We start from the raw sequence: 17,364 nt of genomic DNA on the forward strand, positions 1-17,364 counted from the left end.
GTTGCTCAGACTTTTGATTTGATCGTCTTCACGCCATCGGCGGTGCCGAGCAGCAATATGTCTGCGGGGCGGGCCGCAAAGAGGCCATTGGTGACCACACCGGTGATATTGTTGATGGCGTCTTCCAATGCCAGGGGCTTGGCGATCTGCATATTGTGCACGTCGAGAATGACATTGCCATTGTCGGTCGTCACTCCCTCGCGGTACACCGGGTCTCCACCCAGCTTCACCAGCTCGCGGGCAACATAGGAACGCGCCATCGGAATGACTTCGACCGGCAGTGGGAAGTTGCCCAGCACTTCGACCCATTTGCTGCCGTCGGCGATACACACAAACTCTTCGGAGCAGGCCGCCACAATTTTCTCGCGGGTGAGCGCGGCGCCGCCACCCTTGATCAGCTGCAGCAGCGGGTTAGTTTCATCGGCGCCGTCCACGTAGACACGGATGCTGTCCACCGCGTTGAGGTCGTACACGGGAATACCGTGGGACTTGAGGCGCTCGGCGGAGGCGTCGGAGCTGGCGACGGTGCCGTCAAACAGGCCCTTTTTCTCCGCGAGGAAATCGATGAAGTAATTGGCGGTAGAGCCGGTACCGACGCCGACAATGGTGTCGGCATCCAGCATGGGGGTGATGTATTCCACCGCGGCGCGGGCGACGTCCTGTTTCAGTTGATCCTGGTTCATAGCTGGTCCCGTAAGGCTGTCCTGTAAGGAAAATATGCGTCCATGTGCAATTTTTGCCACAAAAATACCCGCTTTCGAATATTTTTTCGCGCAAAAATGGCCTGAAAGTGGCTTTGCTGCTGCATAGCGATTAGACTGGCGGGCTTGCAAACGTCCACCGGCAGTCGGTTTTTGTCATGCCCAAGTCCTATATCAAGCGCATTTTAGACGCGCGTATTTATGATGTCGCCATCGAAACCCCGCTGGAGCCCATGCGCCAGCTTTCACATCGCCTGGGAAACCGCATTCTGCTGAAGCGCGAAGACCTGCAGCCGGTGTTTTCTTTCAAGATTCGCGGCGCCTATAACAAACTGTTGCAGCTGCCTCCGGAGCAGCGCGCCAAGGGTGTGATCTGTGCTTCGGCGGGCAATCACGCCCAGGGCCTGGCCCTGGGGGCCCAGCAACTGGGGGTGCGCGCGACCATCGTCATGCCGTCGACCACACCGGCGATCAAGGTGAATGCGGTGCGCATGCGCGGTGCCGAGGTGGTGTTGCACGGCGATACCTTTGACGAGGCCGCTGCCCGCGCCAAAGAGCTGGTGGAAGAGCGCGGCCTGGTGTTTATCCACCCCTACGACGACCCGGACGTGATCGCCGGCCAGGGCACCGTGGCGATGGAATTGCTGCGCCAGCAGCCCGGCAATCTGGATGCGGTGTTTATCCCGGTAGGCGGCGGCGGCCTGGCGGCCGGTATGGCGGCCTACATCAAATATGTGCGCCCGGAGATCAAGGTTTACGCGGTAGAGCCGGAAGATGCTGCCTGCCTGAAATTGGCCATGGACGAGGGCAATCGCGACGGGCGCCTGCCGCAAGTGGGCCTGTTTGCCGATGGTGTGGCCGTGGCGCAGATCGGCGAGGAAACCTATCGGGTACTGCGCGAGACCCTCGATGGGGTCATCACCGTGACCACCGACGAAATCTGCGCGGCGATCAAGGACATCTTTGAGGATACCCGCTCCATTGCCGAGCCCGCCGGTGCTGTGGGCCTCGCCGGGATGAAAAAGTATGTGGAACAGAGCGGCGGTGAAAACGCCACCCTGGCCACGGTATGCAGTGGCGCCAACACCAATTTCGACCGCCTGCGCTATATCAGTGAGCGCACTGAAATCGGCGAGAAGCGCGAGGCGGTACTGGCGGTAACCATTCCGGAGAAGCCCGGTAGCTACCTGCAGTTCTGCCAGGATCTGGGCGATCGCTCCATCACCGAGTTCAACTACCGCTATGCCAACAGCGGCGAGGCACACATCTTTGTCGGCATGCAGGTGACCACCGATGCGGATCGCCAGCAGCTGGTTGCGCAATTGCAGGAGGGCGGTTACCGGGTGACTGACCTCACCGACAATGAAATGGCCAAGCTGCATATCCGCCACCTTGTTGGCGGCCGCGCGCCGGGTATCGAGGATGAAGTGGTTTACCGCTTCGAATTCCCCGAGCGCCCCGGAGCACTGCGCAAGTTCCTGGAGCAACTGGCGGGGCGTTGGAATATTACCCTGTTCCACTACCGCAACCACGGCGCGGCCTACGGACGTGTGTTGGTGGGGCTGGAGGTAGCCGAGGCTGAGCGCCCGGCGCTACGGGCCCTGCTGGACCAGTTGCACTACCCCTTCTGGGAAGAAACCGAGAATCCGGCCTACCAGTTCTTCCTTTCCCAGGGGAAATGAACCGGGTGCAGTGGAATATGTGTGCCAGTCGTCAGATTTTGCGGTGGGTAGTTCACCCGCGCGGGTCTGTCGAACTTGCAATTTCCAAAATGTGAGGTTTCTCTCAAAAAAAAGCGCTTGACGGGTTACTATTTGGCCATCGATCGAGTATCTTTTGACCGGTGATTAGCCCTTGTGGGCCAGCTGAATGCCAACTTGGCATCAGTTTGGCAAGGGTAGTGATGCGGGTGACCGAGCAGCTGTGAGAAGGAGGAATTTTTCCTCTGGACCGGAACTTTTCTGGGAGCCTACGTCTAAATCACAACTGGCGGCGCAGATCGCCAGGTAAAAAAGAACTCGAACGAATTAAAAACAACAAGAATTCAGATCTAACAGGATGGTCCCCATGAAACCCGATGCATTGACACTCGCTGTAGTTGTCTTTGTTGCGGGCGTACTGCTGAGCAGCAGTGGTCTGACCGAGGTGTTCTCTTCCGACCAGGAAGAGGCCCCGGCGGCGCTGCAGCAGGGAGTGGTTACTCGCTGACCCCTTCGCCCGCAGGCTGAATGCCACAAAAAAAGCCAAACCCGAAAAGGTTTGGCTTTTTTTGTGCCTGCCGTTCGGGGGCACCCATTGCGATCTAGCGAGGCTCAGGTGCAGCGGTATAACTGCTGATCTGTGGCCACCACTGATAGCGGAATATCCCAGCTCTCCACCGTTAACTGATGTACGCACTGCAACTGGTGGGCAATGCCCGCCAGCTTTGGGCCACTGCCCGGCCGTAAACGCTTGAAGGCAAAGGTGCGGTCATAGTAACCGGCACCCATACCCAGGCGCGCCCCGGAAGGATCAAAGGCCACCAGAGGCAGCAGCACCAGGTCCATTTTGTGTGGTGGCCGGACTTTCGCGATGCGAGATGTCTTCCCGGGCGCAATGCCTGAGGGCTGGTTGCGGCGAACCAGCGGTTCAGGAATACCGTATCGGTTGCGGTAGCGCAGGGGGGTGCCCGACCAATGCAGAAAGGTCATGGTGGAGCGGCTGCCGCGGGGCAGTGCCGGCAGGTAAAAGTATTTGTCGGGGAAGCGCGTCAGCAGCGGGCGCGGATCGATCTCGCCGTCCATGGGCCAGTAAATGCCGATGTGGCGGGCCCGTTTCAGCTCTGGACACAGTGCCAGGCGTGCACACAGCCGCTGGCTGGCCAGGCGCTGCTGATATTGGCTCAGGGCGCGTCGCGCAGCGCGAATTTGTCGGCGCAGCTGGGTTTTGACTGTGGGTACGGGAGTGTCTGACATCGGCGGACGCTGGATGTGCGGCAGTGAAGTTGGCGCACTGCCCGGCGTAAGGAATTAGGAGCCCCGAAGATGCGGCTGATGACATAGCCTTGAACCGTAAGGCTCAAGGTGGGGGTTACCGGAATGCATAAGGCTTTCCGCTACAAGGCGGACTTGCACACCAACATCCGCTGGGAACCTCCAGGGTAGAATTATCGGCTCAGGACATAGTCAACTGGCCAACACTTCAGGGCGAGGGGTAATTATACAACTTGGAAGCTATCTTGGCTAAACGCACTTTCCGTGAAAAATGTGCTTTTTGGCGATAGTCAAGCATCGCGGTTGCGAAGGTCTTATATAAAGCTGTGTAGCGAATAGAAGACAGAGTAGTGGAACGCAGGCAGGGAAGAGTTGGTTAGATAGTTGTGAGTGATTCGCGACGCGAGAGACGCCGGGATCAAGCCTGGTCGAATTTGTTGAGCGCCGCCTGGACTTTTTCGTGCAGGCGATCGAGCATTTCCTCTTCCACCGGCTGACGCGCGAGCCCGGCCTTGGCCTGGATCAGCTCGTGGGCGATATTCAGGGCTGCCATCACCGCAATGCGCTCCGCGCCGATCACGGAACCGCTATTGCGGATTTTGGCCATGCGCTCATTGAGCAGTCGCGCAGACGCCTGCAGTCCCGGCTGCTCTTCTTCCGAACAGGCAACGCGATACTCTTTATCGAGAATCGTGACGGCCACTGTGGCGGAATTGTGCGGTTTGCTGCTCATCAGTTTTCTTGGCTCAGGCCTTTCAGTCGGTTGATCATTGTTTCAACGCGGCTGCGGGCCACTTCATTGTTTTTAATCAGCCGTTGGCGCTCCTGCAGCCACTGGCCTTCCTGTTCACGCAGTGATCGGTTATCTGCGGTCAGCTGCTGGCACTGCTGTATCAGCGAGTCCAGTTTCAATTCTAACGCCTGTAGTTTGTCCATAATGCCTGCGTATTCGGTGCGCCGCTTACCCCTGCGACTTGTTGCGCCGCCGCTCGTCAACGGCGGCCGCTCTTTGCATTGACCGGAATAAAATCCAGCGCCACGACTGCGGGAGTCGGGGGATTCCGCTACTATATTGCCGGTGTAATAGGGGGTCAATTGCCCCGCGTCTTTAGTGTGAACGGGCGCTAGCCATTATTTCACCAGTTTGGTGCGTTAATCGCACCCTAGCTTTGTTTGCCGGTGTCACCAGGAGAGTTTATGTCCCCATCAACCCCTTCCGCAGCGTCAGCCAGGGAAATATCCTTTGATGACCTCGCCAACCAGATTGTGGTGGCCGGCGGAAAAATCGGCCCCAGTGAACTGCACGGGTTTATCTGTGGCCTGCTGGCCGCGGGTGCACGCCCGGACAAGTCGCGCTGGCAGAAAGAGCTGGCGGAATTTCTCGACCTGGATGCGGTACCTGCCGACCTGCTACGGGATGCGCTGCAATTGGCCGAGCGAAGCCAGCAGGACCTTGCGGATAACAATTTTTCATTCCAGCCTCTGCTCAGCAGTAGCGATGAGTTGGCCGAGCGCGGCCAGACCTTGTGCCACTGGTGTGAGGGCTTTTTGCACGGGTTCGGAATCGGCAAGTATGCCGGTGAACTCTTGCCCACCAGCAGCGAGGCATTGAAAGACCTGGCAGAGATTGCCCAGCTGAATGCCTCCGACCTGGAAAACAATCCTGAGCAGGAGCGTGAGTTATTCGAAGTGCAGGAATATGTGCGTATGGCAGCCCTGAATATCTTTGTGGAATGCAACTCTGCAGCGGATGGCGGCGAGACGCCGGCCACTGATGCGCCCACATTGCACTGAAGGGGTGCGCTAAAGGTGCCAAACTCCCGCCGCCAGCCCAGATATTTTTCCAGTTCATGAATATTTCCAAAGCAGAATATGCCCGTCGCCGGCAACGCCTTGTCGATGGGCTGCCACCAAACAGCCTCGCCATAGTGCCGGCGGCGCGTGAGCAATTGCGCTCGCGGGATACCTATTTTCCTTTTCGCCAAGACAGTGACTTTCTGTATCTCAGTGGCTTTGATGAGCCCGAGTCTCTGCTGGTACTGATCCCCGGGCGCGACCAGGGGCAGGCGCTGCTGTTCTGTCGCGAGCGGGATGAGGAAAAAGAAATGTGGGATGGCCCTCGCCTGGGGCCGGAGCGGGCGGCGGAATACTGCGGGCTCTGCGATGCGTTCCCGATCGGTGATCTCGACGATATCTTGCCGGGATTGCTGGAAGGGCGGGACCTGATTTGTTACACCATGGGGCGCTTTCCCCAACTGGATCGTCGCCTGCAGTCCTATCTCAAATCCATCGACAGCGCGCCGGCGAGCAGTGGCGCGCCGGAAATGGTCAGCCTGGACCCTCTGCTACACGATTTGCGCCTGTATAAAAGTGCGGCGGAAATCCGCCTGATGGCGCGCGCGGCCGAGATCAGTGCCGAAGGGCACCGCCGCGCCATGTCGCGCTGCAAGCCCGGGTTGTCGGAATATCACCTGGAAGCAGAATTACTGCACGCCTTTACCGCCGCGGGCGCGCGCGAGCCAGCCTATACCAGTATCGTCGGTGGCGGTCGCAATGCTCTGGTGATGCACTATTGCGCCAACAATGCACCGCTCAAAAACGGCGACCTGGTATTGATTGATGCCGGCTGTGAATACCGCGGGTACGCGGCGGATATCACTCGCACTTTTCCCGTCAACGGCCGCTTTAGTGGCCCGCAAAAAGCTGTGTACGAAATCGTGCTGGCGAGCCAGCAGGCGGCGATCGAACAGATCGTGGCCGGGAACGACTGGGACCAGCCCCACCGCGCCAGTGTGGAAGTGATTGTGCGCGGGCTCAAGGACCTCGGACTGCTGAAGGGCGATACACACGGGTTGATCGAGTCCGGCGCCTACCGCCGCTTTTATATGCATCGCGTTGGGCACTGGCTGGGGATGGATGTGCACGATGTGGGCGATTACAAAGTCCATGGCCAGTGGCGACAACTGGAAACGGGGATGACCATGACGGTTGAGCCCGGAATATATATCGCTGCGGACGACGATGCGGTGCCGGAAAAATTTCGCGGTATCGGCATCCGTATCGAAGACGATGTGGCACTGATGAAAGATGGCGCTCAGGTTTTGTCTGCGGCGGCGCCCAAAAGTGTCGCGGATATCGAGCACCTGATGAGTACCGGAGATCTGGTGCAGGAGACACTGCTGTGAACGAGTCCACCGAAGTTATCAACGCTTCCGATCCGCCGGAAACCGATGTGGCGATTGTCGGTGGCGGTATGGCGGGCGCCTGTCTCGCGCTGATGTTGTCACAGCAGTGCCCTGAAATAACGGTTTCCCTGCTGGAACGCCAGCCGCTGCCAGACAGTAATGCCAGCCTGACGCTGCCGAGTTTTGATACCCGTGCAACAGCCATTGCCGCCGGCAGCCTGCAACTGTTTGCCCAGCTCGGTTTGTGGCCGCAATTGCGGGAGTACGCCGCGCCCATTCGCAAAGTGCAGGTCAGCGACCGCGGCCACAGCCTCGGTGCCACCCTGGATGCAAAGGTGGAGGCTGCGGCAAGTTTTGACGGCATGCTCGGCGCGGTGATTGAAAATGCCGCCCTGGGACCTCTGCTGTACCGGGCGCTGACAGAAACCGACGTGCAAGTACTGGCACCGGCGGAAGTGACCGGAGTGCAGATGTTGCCGGAAGGTGCGCGATTGAGCTGGCACAGCGGTGATAAGCCACAGCAATTACAGGCGGGCTTATTGGTCGTGGCCGACGGTGTTGGCTCGCCGCTGTGTCGCCAGCTGGGGATTGCCTCCTCGGAAGTGGATTATCACCAGCAGGCACTGGTGACTACCGTGGGCCTACAGCGCGACCACGGCGGCGTGGCCTTCGAACGCTTCACCGACAGCGGCCCCATGGCACTTCTGCCACTGCCACACCGGGATGGCACCCACCGGGCGGCGCTGGTATGGACCTGTGAAAATAGCGACAGGGACGCACTGGCGGCCCTGTCGGAGGCCGAGTTCGTGCAACACCTGCAGCGGGCTTTTGGCTGGCGTGCGGGGCGCATCCTGCGCGCCGGCAAGCTGCAGAGCTATCCGCTGAAGCTGTCGCTGGCGCGGGAACAGGTGCGTAGGGGCGTGGCGCTGGTGGGCAACTGTGCGCATTTCCTGCACCCGGTGGCAGGCCAGGGGTTCAATCTCACCCTGCGGGACTGCGATGGCCTGGTGCGGGCGATTGCCACCGGTCGGACACTGGCGGATCAGGGCACCGGTTGCGGGCAATTCCGCCCCGGCGAGCTAGACTTACTTCAGGCTTACTGGCGCGAACGTCAACATGATCAGCAGCTGACCATCGGTTTCAGTGACCGCATCCCCCCCCTGTTTGCCTCCCGCAACCTGTTGATCAGCGGGTTGCGGCAGGCCGGATTGCTGGGGCTGTCGCTGTTTCCCCCCCTGCGCGCAGGCTTTGCCCGCCAGGCCGCTGGTTTGGCGCTCTGATCCACCCTATAAGTATCTGATTCGGTCAACACGCAATTCAGCGCGGAGAACAACTGCCTATGAACAGACAGCGAATGGACGTCACCATCGTCGGCGGCGGCATGGTGGGTATGGCGCAGGCGGCACTGCTGGCCGTGCGCCACCCGCAGCTGCGGATTTCGCTGCTGGAGGCCTCTTCGATCGAACCGCCGGTAGACCCCGAGCACTACGACGCTCGCGTGGTCGCGCTGACGGAATCCTCCCGGGCACTGCTGGAAGAGGTGGGGGCCTGGCAGCAGATAGCCGGCCAGCGCGAGTGCCCCTATACGCAGATGCGGGTGTGGGATGCTGAGGGTACCGGTTCCGTGTGGTTTGACTGTCGCGACGTCAAGTTGCCGAACCTGGGACACATTGTGGAAAACAATGTGATCCTGGCGGCACTGCGCGCGCGTATCAATGCATTGAGCAATGTGGACCTGGTGACCGGGTTCAAGCTGGAAAGCTGGTGGCGGGACTGCGGTCTCTGGCACCTGCAATCCCGCAGCCCGGACCGCGATGCCGTAGAGGGGCTGGACAACCAGTCTCCGGTACTCACCACGCGCCTGTTGATCGGCGCCGACGGCGCCCGCTCACGGGTGCGGGATTTGTTGCGCATTCGCACCCGGGATGTGGAGTATCAACAGACCGCGCTGGTGTGTATCGCCAAGTGCGAGCAGTCGCACCAATTTACCGCTTGGCAGCGATTCCTGGATACCGGCCCCTTGGCATTCCTGCCACTCTCGGGGCTGGGCGATGATCGCCACTGTGCGGTGGTCTGGTCCGCCGACGATGTCCTTGCCCGCGAACTGGTGATGCTGGATGACAAGGCGTTTGCCCTGAATCTGGAAAAGGCGTTTGAAAGCCGCCTCGGCGGAATCGAGTCCGTCAGTGAGCGTTTTTCTTTTGCGCTGCGCGCGCGCCATGCGGAAGCTTATTTCGGTCCGGGTGCGGTGCTGATTGGTGATGCCGCCCACAGCATTCACCCCCTGGCTGGTCAGGGCGTGAACCTGGGGTTGATGGATGTGCTGGTATTGAGTGAGGAGATCGGCCGCGCCCTGAAACGGGAAATTTCGCCGGCGCACACTTCAGTGCTGTCTCGCTACCAGCGCCGTCGCCGCGGTGAAAACGCGGCCACGCTCAAGGCCATGAGCACGTTCAAATCCCTGTTCGGTGCCGGTGATCTGCACTGGCGCTGGTTGCGCAATACCGGGCTGAGCATGGTGGATGCCAGCCCACTATTGAAGAAACGCATCATCATGCGCGCCATGTCGGTGTAAGGCTTGCAGGCCCTGGAGATCCAGCGGTCGCGGTGTTCGATAAAAAACGCGGCGCTGGGCCGCGTTTTTTATTGGCCTGCTGTGCGCCGTGCGAGGGGTGAGGCGCGAGGAACGAGGTGCAAGGAGTAAGGTGTGAGGCTGGTGTGTGAGGAGCTAGGCGCAAAAATGGCGGCATTCAGAATCTCCCGACAAAATTTGTTAGAGTCCCGCGGTCTGTTTTTTCTGCCCCGAGAGTAAAAGGATCGGCACTTGAGTAACTGGATCACCGTGTGCGACTTCCCCCTGCAGCAAGACCTTTCTGCAGTGGCGGATTTTATTCGCCGCCACCAACTGCCTCTGCGCATCACCGAAGAGAACAATCACCAGCGGGTTGCCTGCCTGGCACCGCAGCTCGTGGATCCCATGAAGCAGTTGCTGGAGCGCTGGCAGTCTGGTGAGCTGGATCTCGCGCAGGTCAAGGTGCACGTCTACGACGAAAACGAAAGCGAATCCGCATCGGCCGGACAAGCGCAGGTTGATGAACCGCAGAATAAAATTTTGCCGGAGTCGGTGGACGCGAATGCCAAGCCAGGCGCAGAGCCCCGAAAGAAAACGGCAGTGTATTCGGTCATTCCCGACTGGCCTCTGTTGCAGACCCCGGTCAGTTTGCTGTTGATTGCCTTGTGCTTTATCGGCTGGTTTCTGCTGCGCCAGGGCTGGTTCGAACCCCTGGTGATCTTTCCGCAGCAAACCGGCGATTTTGGTCCCTCGGTTTCCTCCCTGTCCCGGCATCTGGCGCACGGGGAATACTGGCGCCTGTGGACGCCGGCCATTGTGCATTTTTCCCTGCCGCACGCACTGTTTAACAGCCTTGGTATCTGGATTGTCGGGCGCTCGCTGGAGGCCCGTGCCGGTTCGCTGTGGTTTGCCCTGCTGGTACTGATCAGCGCACCGGTTGCCAATCTGGCGCAGTATTTCTGGGCGCCACAGAACCTGTTTGGTGGTATGTCCGGCGTGGTATATGCGCTGATTGGCGTCGCCTTTGTTATCCAGCGCTGGCAGCCTCAGTGGCGGGATCTGCCCTCGTCTCTGGTGTGGCTTGCGGTCGTGTGGTTGCTGGTGTGTATGAGTGGCCTGGTGGATTACTTTATTGCTGGCGGTATAGCCAATGCCGCACATCTGGGCGGTTTTGCCGCAGGGCTGATTCTGGGGCTGTTCTTCTGTATAGCGGGCGGAGCCCGGCACTATTTTGGGGGCGGAGTCGGAGTCGGAGTCGGAGTCGGGGGCGGGGGAGAGCCGGGTAATAGCAGCTCGACGGATGCCCCCCCTTCGGCCAACGCGCGCAAAAGATTCTGATTACCCATGTTGCTACTGATTGTTTATGTTCTGGTTGCCCTTGGGTTTTCATTCCTGTGTTCGGTCGCCGAGTCTGTGCTGCTCAGTGTGACCCGCCCCTACATCAGTTTGCTGGAGCGGGAAGGGCATAAATCCGGTGGCCTGTTGCGGCAACTCAAGGATGACATCAATGCGCCGCTGGCAGCCATTCTTACCCTCAATACGGTTGCGCACACCGTGGGCGCCGCCGGTGCCGGGGCGCAGGCCGCGGCTGTCTTTGGCAGTCATTATCTGGGGATTGCCTCGGCGATACTGACGCTGTTGATTCTGGTCTTTTCTGAAATCATTCCCAAAACTCTTGGCGCGGTTTACTGGCGTCAGCTGGCCCCGGCAACCGCCTATGCTCTGCGCTATCTGGTGATTTTGCTGAAGCCATTTGTTTGGCTGTCGGAGTGGCTGACCAAGGGCATGGCCCGCGGGCCCACCATGACCGGGTTCAGTCGCGAAGAGTTTGCGGTGATGGCGGAACTGGGGGAAGCCGAGGGGCAACTGGAACGGCACGAGTCCAGTATTCTGCACAACCTGTTTTATACCTTGCGGGATCACACGGTGCGGGAAGTGATGACGCCGCGCACCGTGGTGTTCTCGCTGTCCCAGGATATGTCCATCGCCGATGCCTATGAGTATGTGGACAAGAGCCGCTTTTCTCGCATCCCGGTGTACGAGCAGGATGATCCGGATTATGTGGTCGGCTTTGTGCTAAAGCAGGATCTGTTGTCGGCCTATGCGCGCGGTGACGCCGGCGGTGATTTAAAGCAGCGGCAGCTGCGGGAATTGCGCAGGGACCTGTTGATGCTGCCGGAGACGGCGGCCATCTACCAGGCTTTCCACAAAATGCTGTCGCGCCGGGTGCAGATCAGCGCGGTAGTGGATGAATACGGCAGCCTGGAGGGGCTGGTAACCCTGGAGGATATTCTCGAAACGCTTCTGGGTGAGGAAATCGTCGACGAAGCCGATAAAACCCCGGATCGCCAGGAACTGGCCAAGCGCCTGTGGCGCTGGCGCTCCAAGCGCTACGGTCTGCGGGTGGATGAAACGGCGCAGGAGCAACAGGCAGAAACCGAGCCCCAGGAGCAGTTACAGGAAATTATCAGGGAAGACAGACCGGACAGTGAGTCGTCATCGGTTGCGGGTGAGGACGGTAATCCTGAAAAAAAATCCGCGGGGGCCGAGCCGTTCGACAAAGGGCCACAGGAGAAAACGAAACCGGATGACCGCGGGGAAAATTAGAACCCCGTCAGTATTTTGCGGTCCCAATGAGTGCTATCGAACTCTTGTGGCGGTTTTGTTTACTGATCTTGTGAACGAATTTTTTCAACGGTTCACCGCAAGGCCCTTGAAAAATACCTGTCGCGGACGGATAACTAAGTTGTCGGCGGCGGGTTCACTCCTCGCGACAAAGACATAATTCGAAAAGCCAGTGAGTCATAACGTGCGTCTTGGAATCCTACTGATACTGCTGCAGTCCATGCTGCTCTGCGCCGAAGGTCGCGCGGAGTCGCAGTCGGTACAGCTGGATTCCGTCGACAAAGTGATTGGCACACTGCTGCTGGATGGCGACGAGCAACAGCCGGATCAGCCGGACGTTGCTGCTGTTCTTCCTGTTGCTCAGCGGCAAGTCCTTGAGGCTGCCACTGTTGCTCCCGAGTCAGCCAGTGTTTCCCCTCTCTCTTCTGCAGCCCGTGCGGCCCATACCATTCGCGGGCCGCCAGCCCGGCAATAATTTTCTGAGTGTTATCGAATCAGGCTCCGGCAGTACCGCTTTGCTGCCGGGTCCCCCCAGAATAATCCGGTCGCAATGTCCAGGTTTACGGATTGCTGCGCCCGTAAAAAGAGAATTGTTGTCATGAAAAAATTGGATCTGGTACCGCTGCAGGATGTGGACAAACTGGTTTTCCCGGAAGAGTTTCACGAGCTTACCCTGAGTTCTCCTGCGCTCAAGTTCGTTACCGATTTCAAAAAACACCACCCGGCAGTACTGACGGCATCGGTATCCGCGTTAGATGCGGCACAAGTGTTGCGCACCGGACACAGATCCTGGGTGCTGGTGATGGATCATCGCGGTGATTTCACTGGTCTCCTCACTGCAGAAGATGTGTCCTATCAGCGGGTAATGCAGTGTGTGGCGGCGGGACAGAATCGCGGAGAGCTGACGGTTGCCGACCTGATGCATAGGCGCAATCAATTGCAGTTGCTGAGCTATGCCCAGCTGCAGGGGACTTCGATTCGCGATGTGCTGGAAACCATGCGTCGCGCGGGGCAGCGCCACTGCCTGGTGGTGGATGTTGACCAGCACCACGTGCGTGGTGTGATCAGCGCCGAAGATGTGGCGGCGCGCCTGAATATGGACTTTGCTATCGATACCCCGGCGAGCTTTGCCGAAATGCTGACCGCAGTGGCCCCGGTGCATTGACCGAAAATGGGTTTTGATCGGGTGGGTCGACCCGGCTCCTAGCGGGCCGGATCGATCGTATCTCCAAGGCTGTTGTTCACCCGGAACCAGCCGGTAACGCTATAGCGCGGGCGGTGGCTGGTGAGTACTTCGTGAGGGAACTCCTCCGACAGGAAGATCACCATCTGCCCGAAGCGCGGCGCCACTTTTTCAATCACTTCTTCCCCGTCCGGGGTATAGATCTGCAGCTCGCCGCCATTCTGCGGCTGCCAATTGGGGGTCAGGTAGAGCACCGTACTGACTAGCCGGTTGGTGTTGCCCTTGAACGCATCCAGATGCTTTTTGTAGTAGCTGCCGCGGTCGTAACGGGCGTAGTGGCACTCGTAATCGAACAGCCCCAGGAACAGTCTCCGGTTCAGCCCCAGGCGCAGGGATTCCGCCCAGCTCAGGTAGGCGGCCACGGCCGGGTTGGACTTGTCCAGCCAGAAAATTTCGTCGGTGCGCACAAACTGATTCAGCTGGTGCTCCTGCTCGCGGCCGATGCCCGCGGTCTGGAAGCGCGCGCGGTCGATGGAGCGAAAGTGTCGCAGCAGTGACCCCAGCAGGGTCGGCGGCAGGGGTGCCGGTAATACGATATACCCGGTTTCACGCAGGGCGCTGGCAATACGGTCCAGCGGGTCGTCGCCATCGGGGCCGCGGCGCCAGGCGTTCTCCTCAAGGGATAAAACGGCGTTCAAATAGGTTGTTTCCGGAATGGGGCTGCGCGGGAAGGTGCTGGCCGAGAGGGAGGTCTGTGGCGGCGGCCGGCGCGGCGGTTGAACAGGTCGATCTTTATACAACCAGTTCAACCGGCGTGCCAGAAAAATTCGCCGGATTTGAACGCTTAGGGTTATTTGTCCGGGCTATTTGTTTAGGGCTGTGCATTAAGGGCTTAGCACCAGATCCCAGCCGGTCAGCAGAATCGCGATGGTCACCGTGCCCACCAGCAGGTTCATCGGCAGGCCCACTTTCAGGTAGTCGGAGAAGCGGTAGCCGCCGGGGCCGTAGACCATCAGGTTGGTCTGGTAACCCAGAGGGGTGGCAAAGCTGGCGGAGGCCGCCATCATCACCGCGAACATAAACGGTTCCGGGTTCAGCCCGGCGCTGGCGGTAATTTGCAGCACTATGGGCACCATGATGATGGCTGCGGCATTGTTGGTGACCATTTCCGTCAACAGCGAAACGCACAGATACACCAGGATCAGCATCAGCCAGGGGTGGCCGTAAGACAGGGATATCACCATCTCTGCCACAACTGCGGCGACCCCGGTTTTCTGCAGGGCCACGCCGAGGGCAAAAGAAGCGGCGATGGTAATCAGCACCGGCAGGTCCAGGCTTTTCTGCGCCTGGTTGACTGAGCAGCAGCGAGTCACCAGCATGGCGCCGGCGCCGAGCAGGGAGGCGTTGAGCATACTGATCAGGCCGGTGCCGGCGGCCAGTACAATCGCGATCAGAATCAGCCAGGCGGTGAGGCCTTTTTCGTGGCGTGGGCTCTCTGCTTCCAGGTCATTGATCAGCAGGAAGTCTTTACTATAGCGCTGGCGCAGTACAAAGCCGGGGCGCGCTTCCAGCAGTAAAGAATCGCCGGCCTTCAGCTTGGTGCTGCCGAGGTTGCCGGACACCCGCTGGCCGTTGCGGGCTACCGCCAGTACCGCGGCACCGTAGCGTTTGCGGAACTGGGCATCGCGGATACTGCTGCCGATCACTTCGCAGTGGGGAGAGACGACTACTTCCACCAGACGACGCTCTTCCACCCCGGTCTTGAGAGCGGAGTCGCTATCGTCGTGGTCCGAGGGCACTATGCCGCGCATGCGCAGCAGATCGGAGATGGCTTCGGTCTCACCGGCGAATACCAGGCGGTCACCACCGCGTAGCTTTTCCTCGGAGCGCACCGGCGTGATCGCCCGGTTATCGCGCTCGATTTCCACCAGATAAACCCGCCGCAGACCCCGCAGGCCGGCGTCCTCCACCGTTTTTCCGACCAGTGGACCATTGCTGTCCACCGCCACTTCCAGGGTGAATTCCCGCAGGTTGCCGAAGGGCTTCTTTTCCCGACGATCTGGCAGCCAGCGCGGGAAAAAGATCAGCATAAAGGCCACACCGATCAGCGCGGCGGGCAGACCCACTGCGGCAATGGAGAAGAGGGAGAAGCCCTCATTGCCGGTAATCGACTGGTACTGGCCATTCACTACCAGATTGGTGCTGGTGCCGATCAGCGTCAGGGTGCCACCGAGAATCGCGCCGTAGCTGAGGGGAATCATCAGTTTGGAGGGCGCCACGTCAATGCGCTTGGCCCAGGCATTCAGCGCCGGGATCATGGTGGCCACTACCGGGGTGTTGTTGAGATAGCCAGACAGGGCCACCACTGGCGCGAATACCCGCAACATGGCAGAGCGCACAGTCCTGGGGCGCCCCAGCAGGTGCTTGACCATCATATCGATGCCGCCGGAGGCGTGGATTCCGGTCGCGACCACAAACATGGCGGCCACGGTGATCAGGCCGCTATTGCTGAACCCGGACAGTGCCTCACCGGGGGAAAGTATCCCCGTCACGCTCAACAGGGTGAGCGCCGCCATCATCACCAGATAGGCCTGGATGCGGGAAAAAATCAGTGTGGCCAGTACGGCAAAGACGAGAAAAAGGGAAAACCAGCCGGACCAATCCATAACAGAGAGCGTGCGTTCGCAGTAAATAAGACGGCTAAAACTACTGCAAACCCTTTGGCACCAAAAGTTATTTTTTCACATATTGATATAGCGATATTCGAATCGTGGGGGCATTTGTCGCCATCAGGCCTGCTGGTGAACACCGCTTCAAGCATATTTTTCACTGCGGCTGCTAGTCTTTGCAGAGTATCGGCATCTGGTAACTGCTGTTGGGCGGCCGTTAGAATACGCGGCTAAATTTGTAGGGGCTTTGCAGGTCGACTTTCTCCAGTCAGCCTGCCAGGTCGACTTTCCGGCTACCCTGAGCAACTTCGGGTAGGGGATCAGATCACAGGAATCAGCGAATAATGGGAAATAAAACCGCGCTTTACGATACCCACGTTTCCATGGGCGGCAAAATGGTGGACTTCGGCGGCTGGGATATGCCGCTGCACTACGGCTCACAGCTGGAGGAGCACCACAAGGTACGCCGCGCAGCGGGCATGTTTGACGTCTCGCACATGACTGTCGTGGACGTAGACGGAGCCGGCGCCAAGGACTACCTGCGCACCCTGCTGGCCAACGACGTAGCCAAGCTCGATGGCAACCCCGGCAAGGCGCTGTATACCGGCATGCTGAATGAACAGGGCGGTGTGGTGGACGACCTGATTGTCTACCTGCGCGACCCCGGTTACCGCGTGGTGGTTAACTGCGCCACCCGCGAGAAAGACCTGGCGTGGATGAACGAGCAGGCCAAAGCCTTTGAGGTAACCCTGACCGAGCGCCCGCACCTGGCGATGATCGCCATTCAGGGGCCGGAAGCGATCGGCAAGGTAAAAGACGTTCTCGGCATCGACTGGGCCGCTGCCATCGACGGCCTGAAGGTATTCAACAGCTTTGCTCGCGGTGACTGGTTTATCGCCCGCACCGGCTATACCGGTGAAGATGGTCTGGAAATCATGCTCAACAACGACGATGCCGCCGGTTTCTGGACCGCGCTTGCAGAGGCTGGTGTTGCTCCCTGTGGCCTCGGTGCCCGGGATACCCTCCGTCTGGAAGCGGGCATGAACCTTTACGGCCACGAGATGGACGATGACACTTCCCCGCTGCAGGCCAATATGGCCTGGACCATCGCCTGGGAACCCGAGAATCGCACGTTTATTGGCCGTGAAGCACTGGAGCAGGAAAAAGCCGCCGGTGTCGAAAACAAGTTGGTGGGCCTGGTGCTGGAAGAGCGCGGTGTTTTGCGCGCCGGTCAGCAGGTTGTGGTAGACGGCGCGGATCGCCGCGGTATCATCACCAGCGGAACTTTCTCCCCCACTCTGGGCTATTCCATTGCGATGGCGCGGGTGCCGGTGAGTGTTGGTGACACCGCGCAGGTTGAGATCCGCAACAAGCTGATCCCGGTGCGGGTGGTCAAGCCGAGCTTCGTGCGCAACGGCAAATCGCTGGTGTGAGCTTGGTGTGCGCAGCGATTGCCG

Annotated in this window: 17 protein-coding genes and 1 other RNA gene; 11 read left to right on the top strand and 7 right to left on the bottom strand. The window is 59.5% G+C overall.

Going from position 1 to position 17,364, the window contains the following annotated elements:
* Window positions 1-5: 5 nt before the first annotated feature.
* Window positions 6-683 carry a ribose-5-phosphate isomerase RpiA gene (gene rpiA / locus GRX76_RS05170; protein ID WP_160152335.1) on the bottom strand — a complete coding sequence of 226 codons (678 nt, stop codon included), beginning with the start codon at window positions 681-683 and terminating at the stop codon, window positions 6-8.
* Window positions 684-859: 176 nt separating this feature from the next.
* Here rpiA and ilvA point away from each other — a divergent pair, with 176 nt between their 5' ends.
* Both ilvA and GRX76_RS19155 read left to right on the top strand, forming a co-directional pair.
* Window positions 860-2,383 (top strand): threonine ammonia-lyase, biosynthetic, encoded by a 1,524-nt coding sequence (gene ilvA / locus GRX76_RS05175; protein ID WP_160152336.1) that lies wholly within the window; start codon window positions 860-862, stop codon window positions 2,381-2,383.
* Between the two features lie 385 nt (window positions 2,384-2,768).
* Window positions 2,769-2,909 (top strand): hypothetical protein, encoded by a 141-nt coding sequence (locus GRX76_RS19155; protein ID WP_201277016.1) that lies wholly within the window; start codon window positions 2,769-2,771, stop codon window positions 2,907-2,909.
* Window positions 2,910-3,013: 104 nt separating this feature from the next.
* Here GRX76_RS19155 and GRX76_RS05180 read toward each other — a convergent pair whose 3' ends face one another.
* The 4 genes from GRX76_RS05180 to GRX76_RS05195 form a co-directional block, all read right to left on the bottom strand.
* The gene (locus tag GRX76_RS05180) at window positions 3,014-3,655 is read right to left on the bottom strand and encodes a 5-formyltetrahydrofolate cyclo-ligase (RefSeq protein ID WP_160152337.1); all 642 of its coding nucleotides are present in this window, start codon (window positions 3,653-3,655) and stop codon (window positions 3,014-3,016) included.
* A 56-nt stretch (window positions 3,656-3,711) separates the two neighbouring features.
* A non-coding RNA gene (ssrS, locus tag GRX76_RS05185) (6S RNA) lies at window positions 3,712-3,891 on the bottom strand.
* A 200-nt stretch (window positions 3,892-4,091) separates the two neighbouring features.
* Window positions 4,092-4,406: a cell division protein ZapA gene (locus GRX76_RS05190; protein WP_160152338.1), complete on the bottom strand. Its 315-nt coding sequence runs from the start codon at window positions 4,404-4,406 to the stop codon at window positions 4,092-4,094.
* Window positions 4,406-4,609: a TIGR02449 family protein gene (locus GRX76_RS05195; RefSeq protein WP_160152339.1), complete on the bottom strand. Its 204-nt coding sequence runs from the start codon at window positions 4,607-4,609 to the stop codon at window positions 4,406-4,408. Before GRX76_RS05195 ends, GRX76_RS05190 begins: the two co-directional genes overlap by 1 nt.
* A 261-nt stretch (window positions 4,610-4,870) precedes the next feature.
* Between GRX76_RS05195 and GRX76_RS05200 the strand changes: the two genes are divergently transcribed.
* The 8 genes from GRX76_RS05200 to GRX76_RS05235 all read left to right on the top strand — a co-directional run bounded on the left by GRX76_RS05200 (window position 4,871) and on the right by GRX76_RS05235 (window position 13,220).
* On the top strand, window positions 4,871-5,467 hold the full coding sequence (locus tag GRX76_RS05200) for a UPF0149 family protein (protein ID WP_160152340.1): 597 nt from the start codon (window positions 4,871-4,873) through the stop codon (window positions 5,465-5,467).
* A 56-nt stretch (window positions 5,468-5,523) separates the two neighbouring features.
* The gene (gene pepP, locus GRX76_RS05205) at window positions 5,524-6,858 is read left to right on the top strand and encodes a Xaa-Pro aminopeptidase (protein WP_160152341.1); all 1,335 of its coding nucleotides are present in this window, start codon (window positions 5,524-5,526) and stop codon (window positions 6,856-6,858) included.
* Complete coding sequence (locus GRX76_RS05210; RefSeq protein ID WP_236250551.1) at window positions 6,855-8,138, top strand: FAD-dependent monooxygenase; 1,284 nt, start codon at window positions 6,855-6,857, stop codon at window positions 8,136-8,138. The genes pepP and GRX76_RS05210 overlap by 4 nt, the downstream gene beginning before the upstream one ends.
* A 59-nt stretch (window positions 8,139-8,197) precedes the next feature.
* On the top strand, window positions 8,198-9,433 hold the full coding sequence (locus tag GRX76_RS05215) for a UbiH/UbiF/VisC/COQ6 family ubiquinone biosynthesis hydroxylase (RefSeq protein WP_236250552.1): 1,236 nt from the start codon (window positions 8,198-8,200) through the stop codon (window positions 9,431-9,433).
* A 249-nt stretch (window positions 9,434-9,682) separates the two neighbouring features.
* The gene (locus GRX76_RS05220) at window positions 9,683-10,768 is read left to right on the top strand and encodes a rhomboid family intramembrane serine protease (protein WP_160152342.1); all 1,086 of its coding nucleotides are present in this window, start codon (window positions 9,683-9,685) and stop codon (window positions 10,766-10,768) included.
* 6 nt (window positions 10,769-10,774) lie between these two features.
* Window positions 10,775-12,037: a hemolysin family protein gene (locus GRX76_RS05225; RefSeq protein ID WP_160152343.1), complete on the top strand. Its 1,263-nt coding sequence runs from the start codon at window positions 10,775-10,777 to the stop codon at window positions 12,035-12,037.
* 202 nt (window positions 12,038-12,239) lie between these two features.
* Entirely contained in the window at window positions 12,240-12,530 is a 291-nt protein-coding gene (locus GRX76_RS05230; protein ID WP_236250553.1) for a hypothetical protein, read from the top strand.
* A gap of 123 nt (window positions 12,531-12,653) precedes the next feature.
* On the top strand, window positions 12,654-13,220 hold the full coding sequence (locus tag GRX76_RS05235; RefSeq protein WP_160152345.1) for a CBS domain-containing protein: 567 nt from the start codon (window positions 12,654-12,656) through the stop codon (window positions 13,218-13,220).
* A gap of 38 nt (window positions 13,221-13,258) precedes the next feature.
* On the opposite strand, the gene GRX76_RS05240 is transcribed toward GRX76_RS05235, so the two are convergent.
* Complete coding sequence (locus GRX76_RS05240) at window positions 13,259-13,936, bottom strand: 2OG-Fe(II) oxygenase (protein WP_236250554.1); 678 nt, start codon at window positions 13,934-13,936, stop codon at window positions 13,259-13,261.
* Window positions 13,937-14,122: 186 nt separating this feature from the next.
* Complete coding sequence (locus tag GRX76_RS05245) at window positions 14,123-15,904, bottom strand: SLC13 family permease (RefSeq protein WP_160152346.1); 1,782 nt, start codon at window positions 15,902-15,904, stop codon at window positions 14,123-14,125.
* Between the two features lie 347 nt (window positions 15,905-16,251).
* Between GRX76_RS05245 and gcvT the strand changes: the two genes are divergently transcribed.
* Complete coding sequence (gene gcvT / locus GRX76_RS05250) at window positions 16,252-17,340, top strand: glycine cleavage system aminomethyltransferase GcvT (RefSeq protein ID WP_160152347.1); 1,089 nt, start codon at window positions 16,252-16,254, stop codon at window positions 17,338-17,340.
* Window positions 17,341-17,364 lie beyond the last annotated feature (24 nt).

The sequence above is a fragment of the Microbulbifer sp. ALW1 genome, from assembly GCF_009903625.1.
Classification (GTDB): Bacteria; Pseudomonadota; Gammaproteobacteria; order Pseudomonadales; family Cellvibrionaceae; genus Microbulbifer.

What these genes read in the sequence shown, in the direction of transcription:
- rpiA (WP_160152335.1), bottom strand. Translation starts at nt 683, where the DNA reads ATGAACCAGGATCAACTGAAACAGGACGTCGCCCGCGCCGCGGTGGAA.
- ilvA (WP_160152336.1), top strand. Translation starts at nt 860, where the DNA reads ATGCCCAAGTCCTATATCAAGCGCATTTTAGACGCGCGTATTTATGAT.
- GRX76_RS19155 (WP_201277016.1), top strand. Translation starts at nt 2,769, where the DNA reads ATGAAACCCGATGCATTGACACTCGCTGTAGTTGTCTTTGTTGCGGGC.
- GRX76_RS05180 (WP_160152337.1), bottom strand. Translation starts at nt 3,655, where the DNA reads ATGTCAGACACTCCCGTACCCACAGTCAAAACCCAGCTGCGCCGACAA.
- GRX76_RS05190 (WP_160152338.1), bottom strand. Translation starts at nt 4,406, where the DNA reads ATGAGCAGCAAACCGCACAATTCCGCCACAGTGGCCGTCACGATTCTC.
- GRX76_RS05195 (WP_160152339.1), bottom strand. Translation starts at nt 4,609, where the DNA reads ATGGACAAACTACAGGCGTTAGAATTGAAACTGGACTCGCTGATACAG.
- GRX76_RS05200 (WP_160152340.1), top strand. Translation starts at nt 4,871, where the DNA reads ATGTCCCCATCAACCCCTTCCGCAGCGTCAGCCAGGGAAATATCCTTT.
- pepP (WP_160152341.1), top strand. Translation starts at nt 5,524, where the DNA reads ATGAATATTTCCAAAGCAGAATATGCCCGTCGCCGGCAACGCCTTGTC.
- GRX76_RS05215 (WP_236250552.1), top strand. Translation starts at nt 8,198, where the DNA reads ATGAACAGACAGCGAATGGACGTCACCATCGTCGGCGGCGGCATGGTG.
- GRX76_RS05225 (WP_160152343.1), top strand. Translation starts at nt 10,775, where the DNA reads ATGTTGCTACTGATTGTTTATGTTCTGGTTGCCCTTGGGTTTTCATTC.
- GRX76_RS05235 (WP_160152345.1), top strand. Translation starts at nt 12,654, where the DNA reads ATGAAAAAATTGGATCTGGTACCGCTGCAGGATGTGGACAAACTGGTT.
- GRX76_RS05245 (WP_160152346.1), bottom strand. Translation starts at nt 15,904, where the DNA reads ATGGATTGGTCCGGCTGGTTTTCCCTTTTTCTCGTCTTTGCCGTACTG.
- gcvT (WP_160152347.1), top strand. Translation starts at nt 16,252, where the DNA reads ATGGGAAATAAAACCGCGCTTTACGATACCCACGTTTCCATGGGCGGC.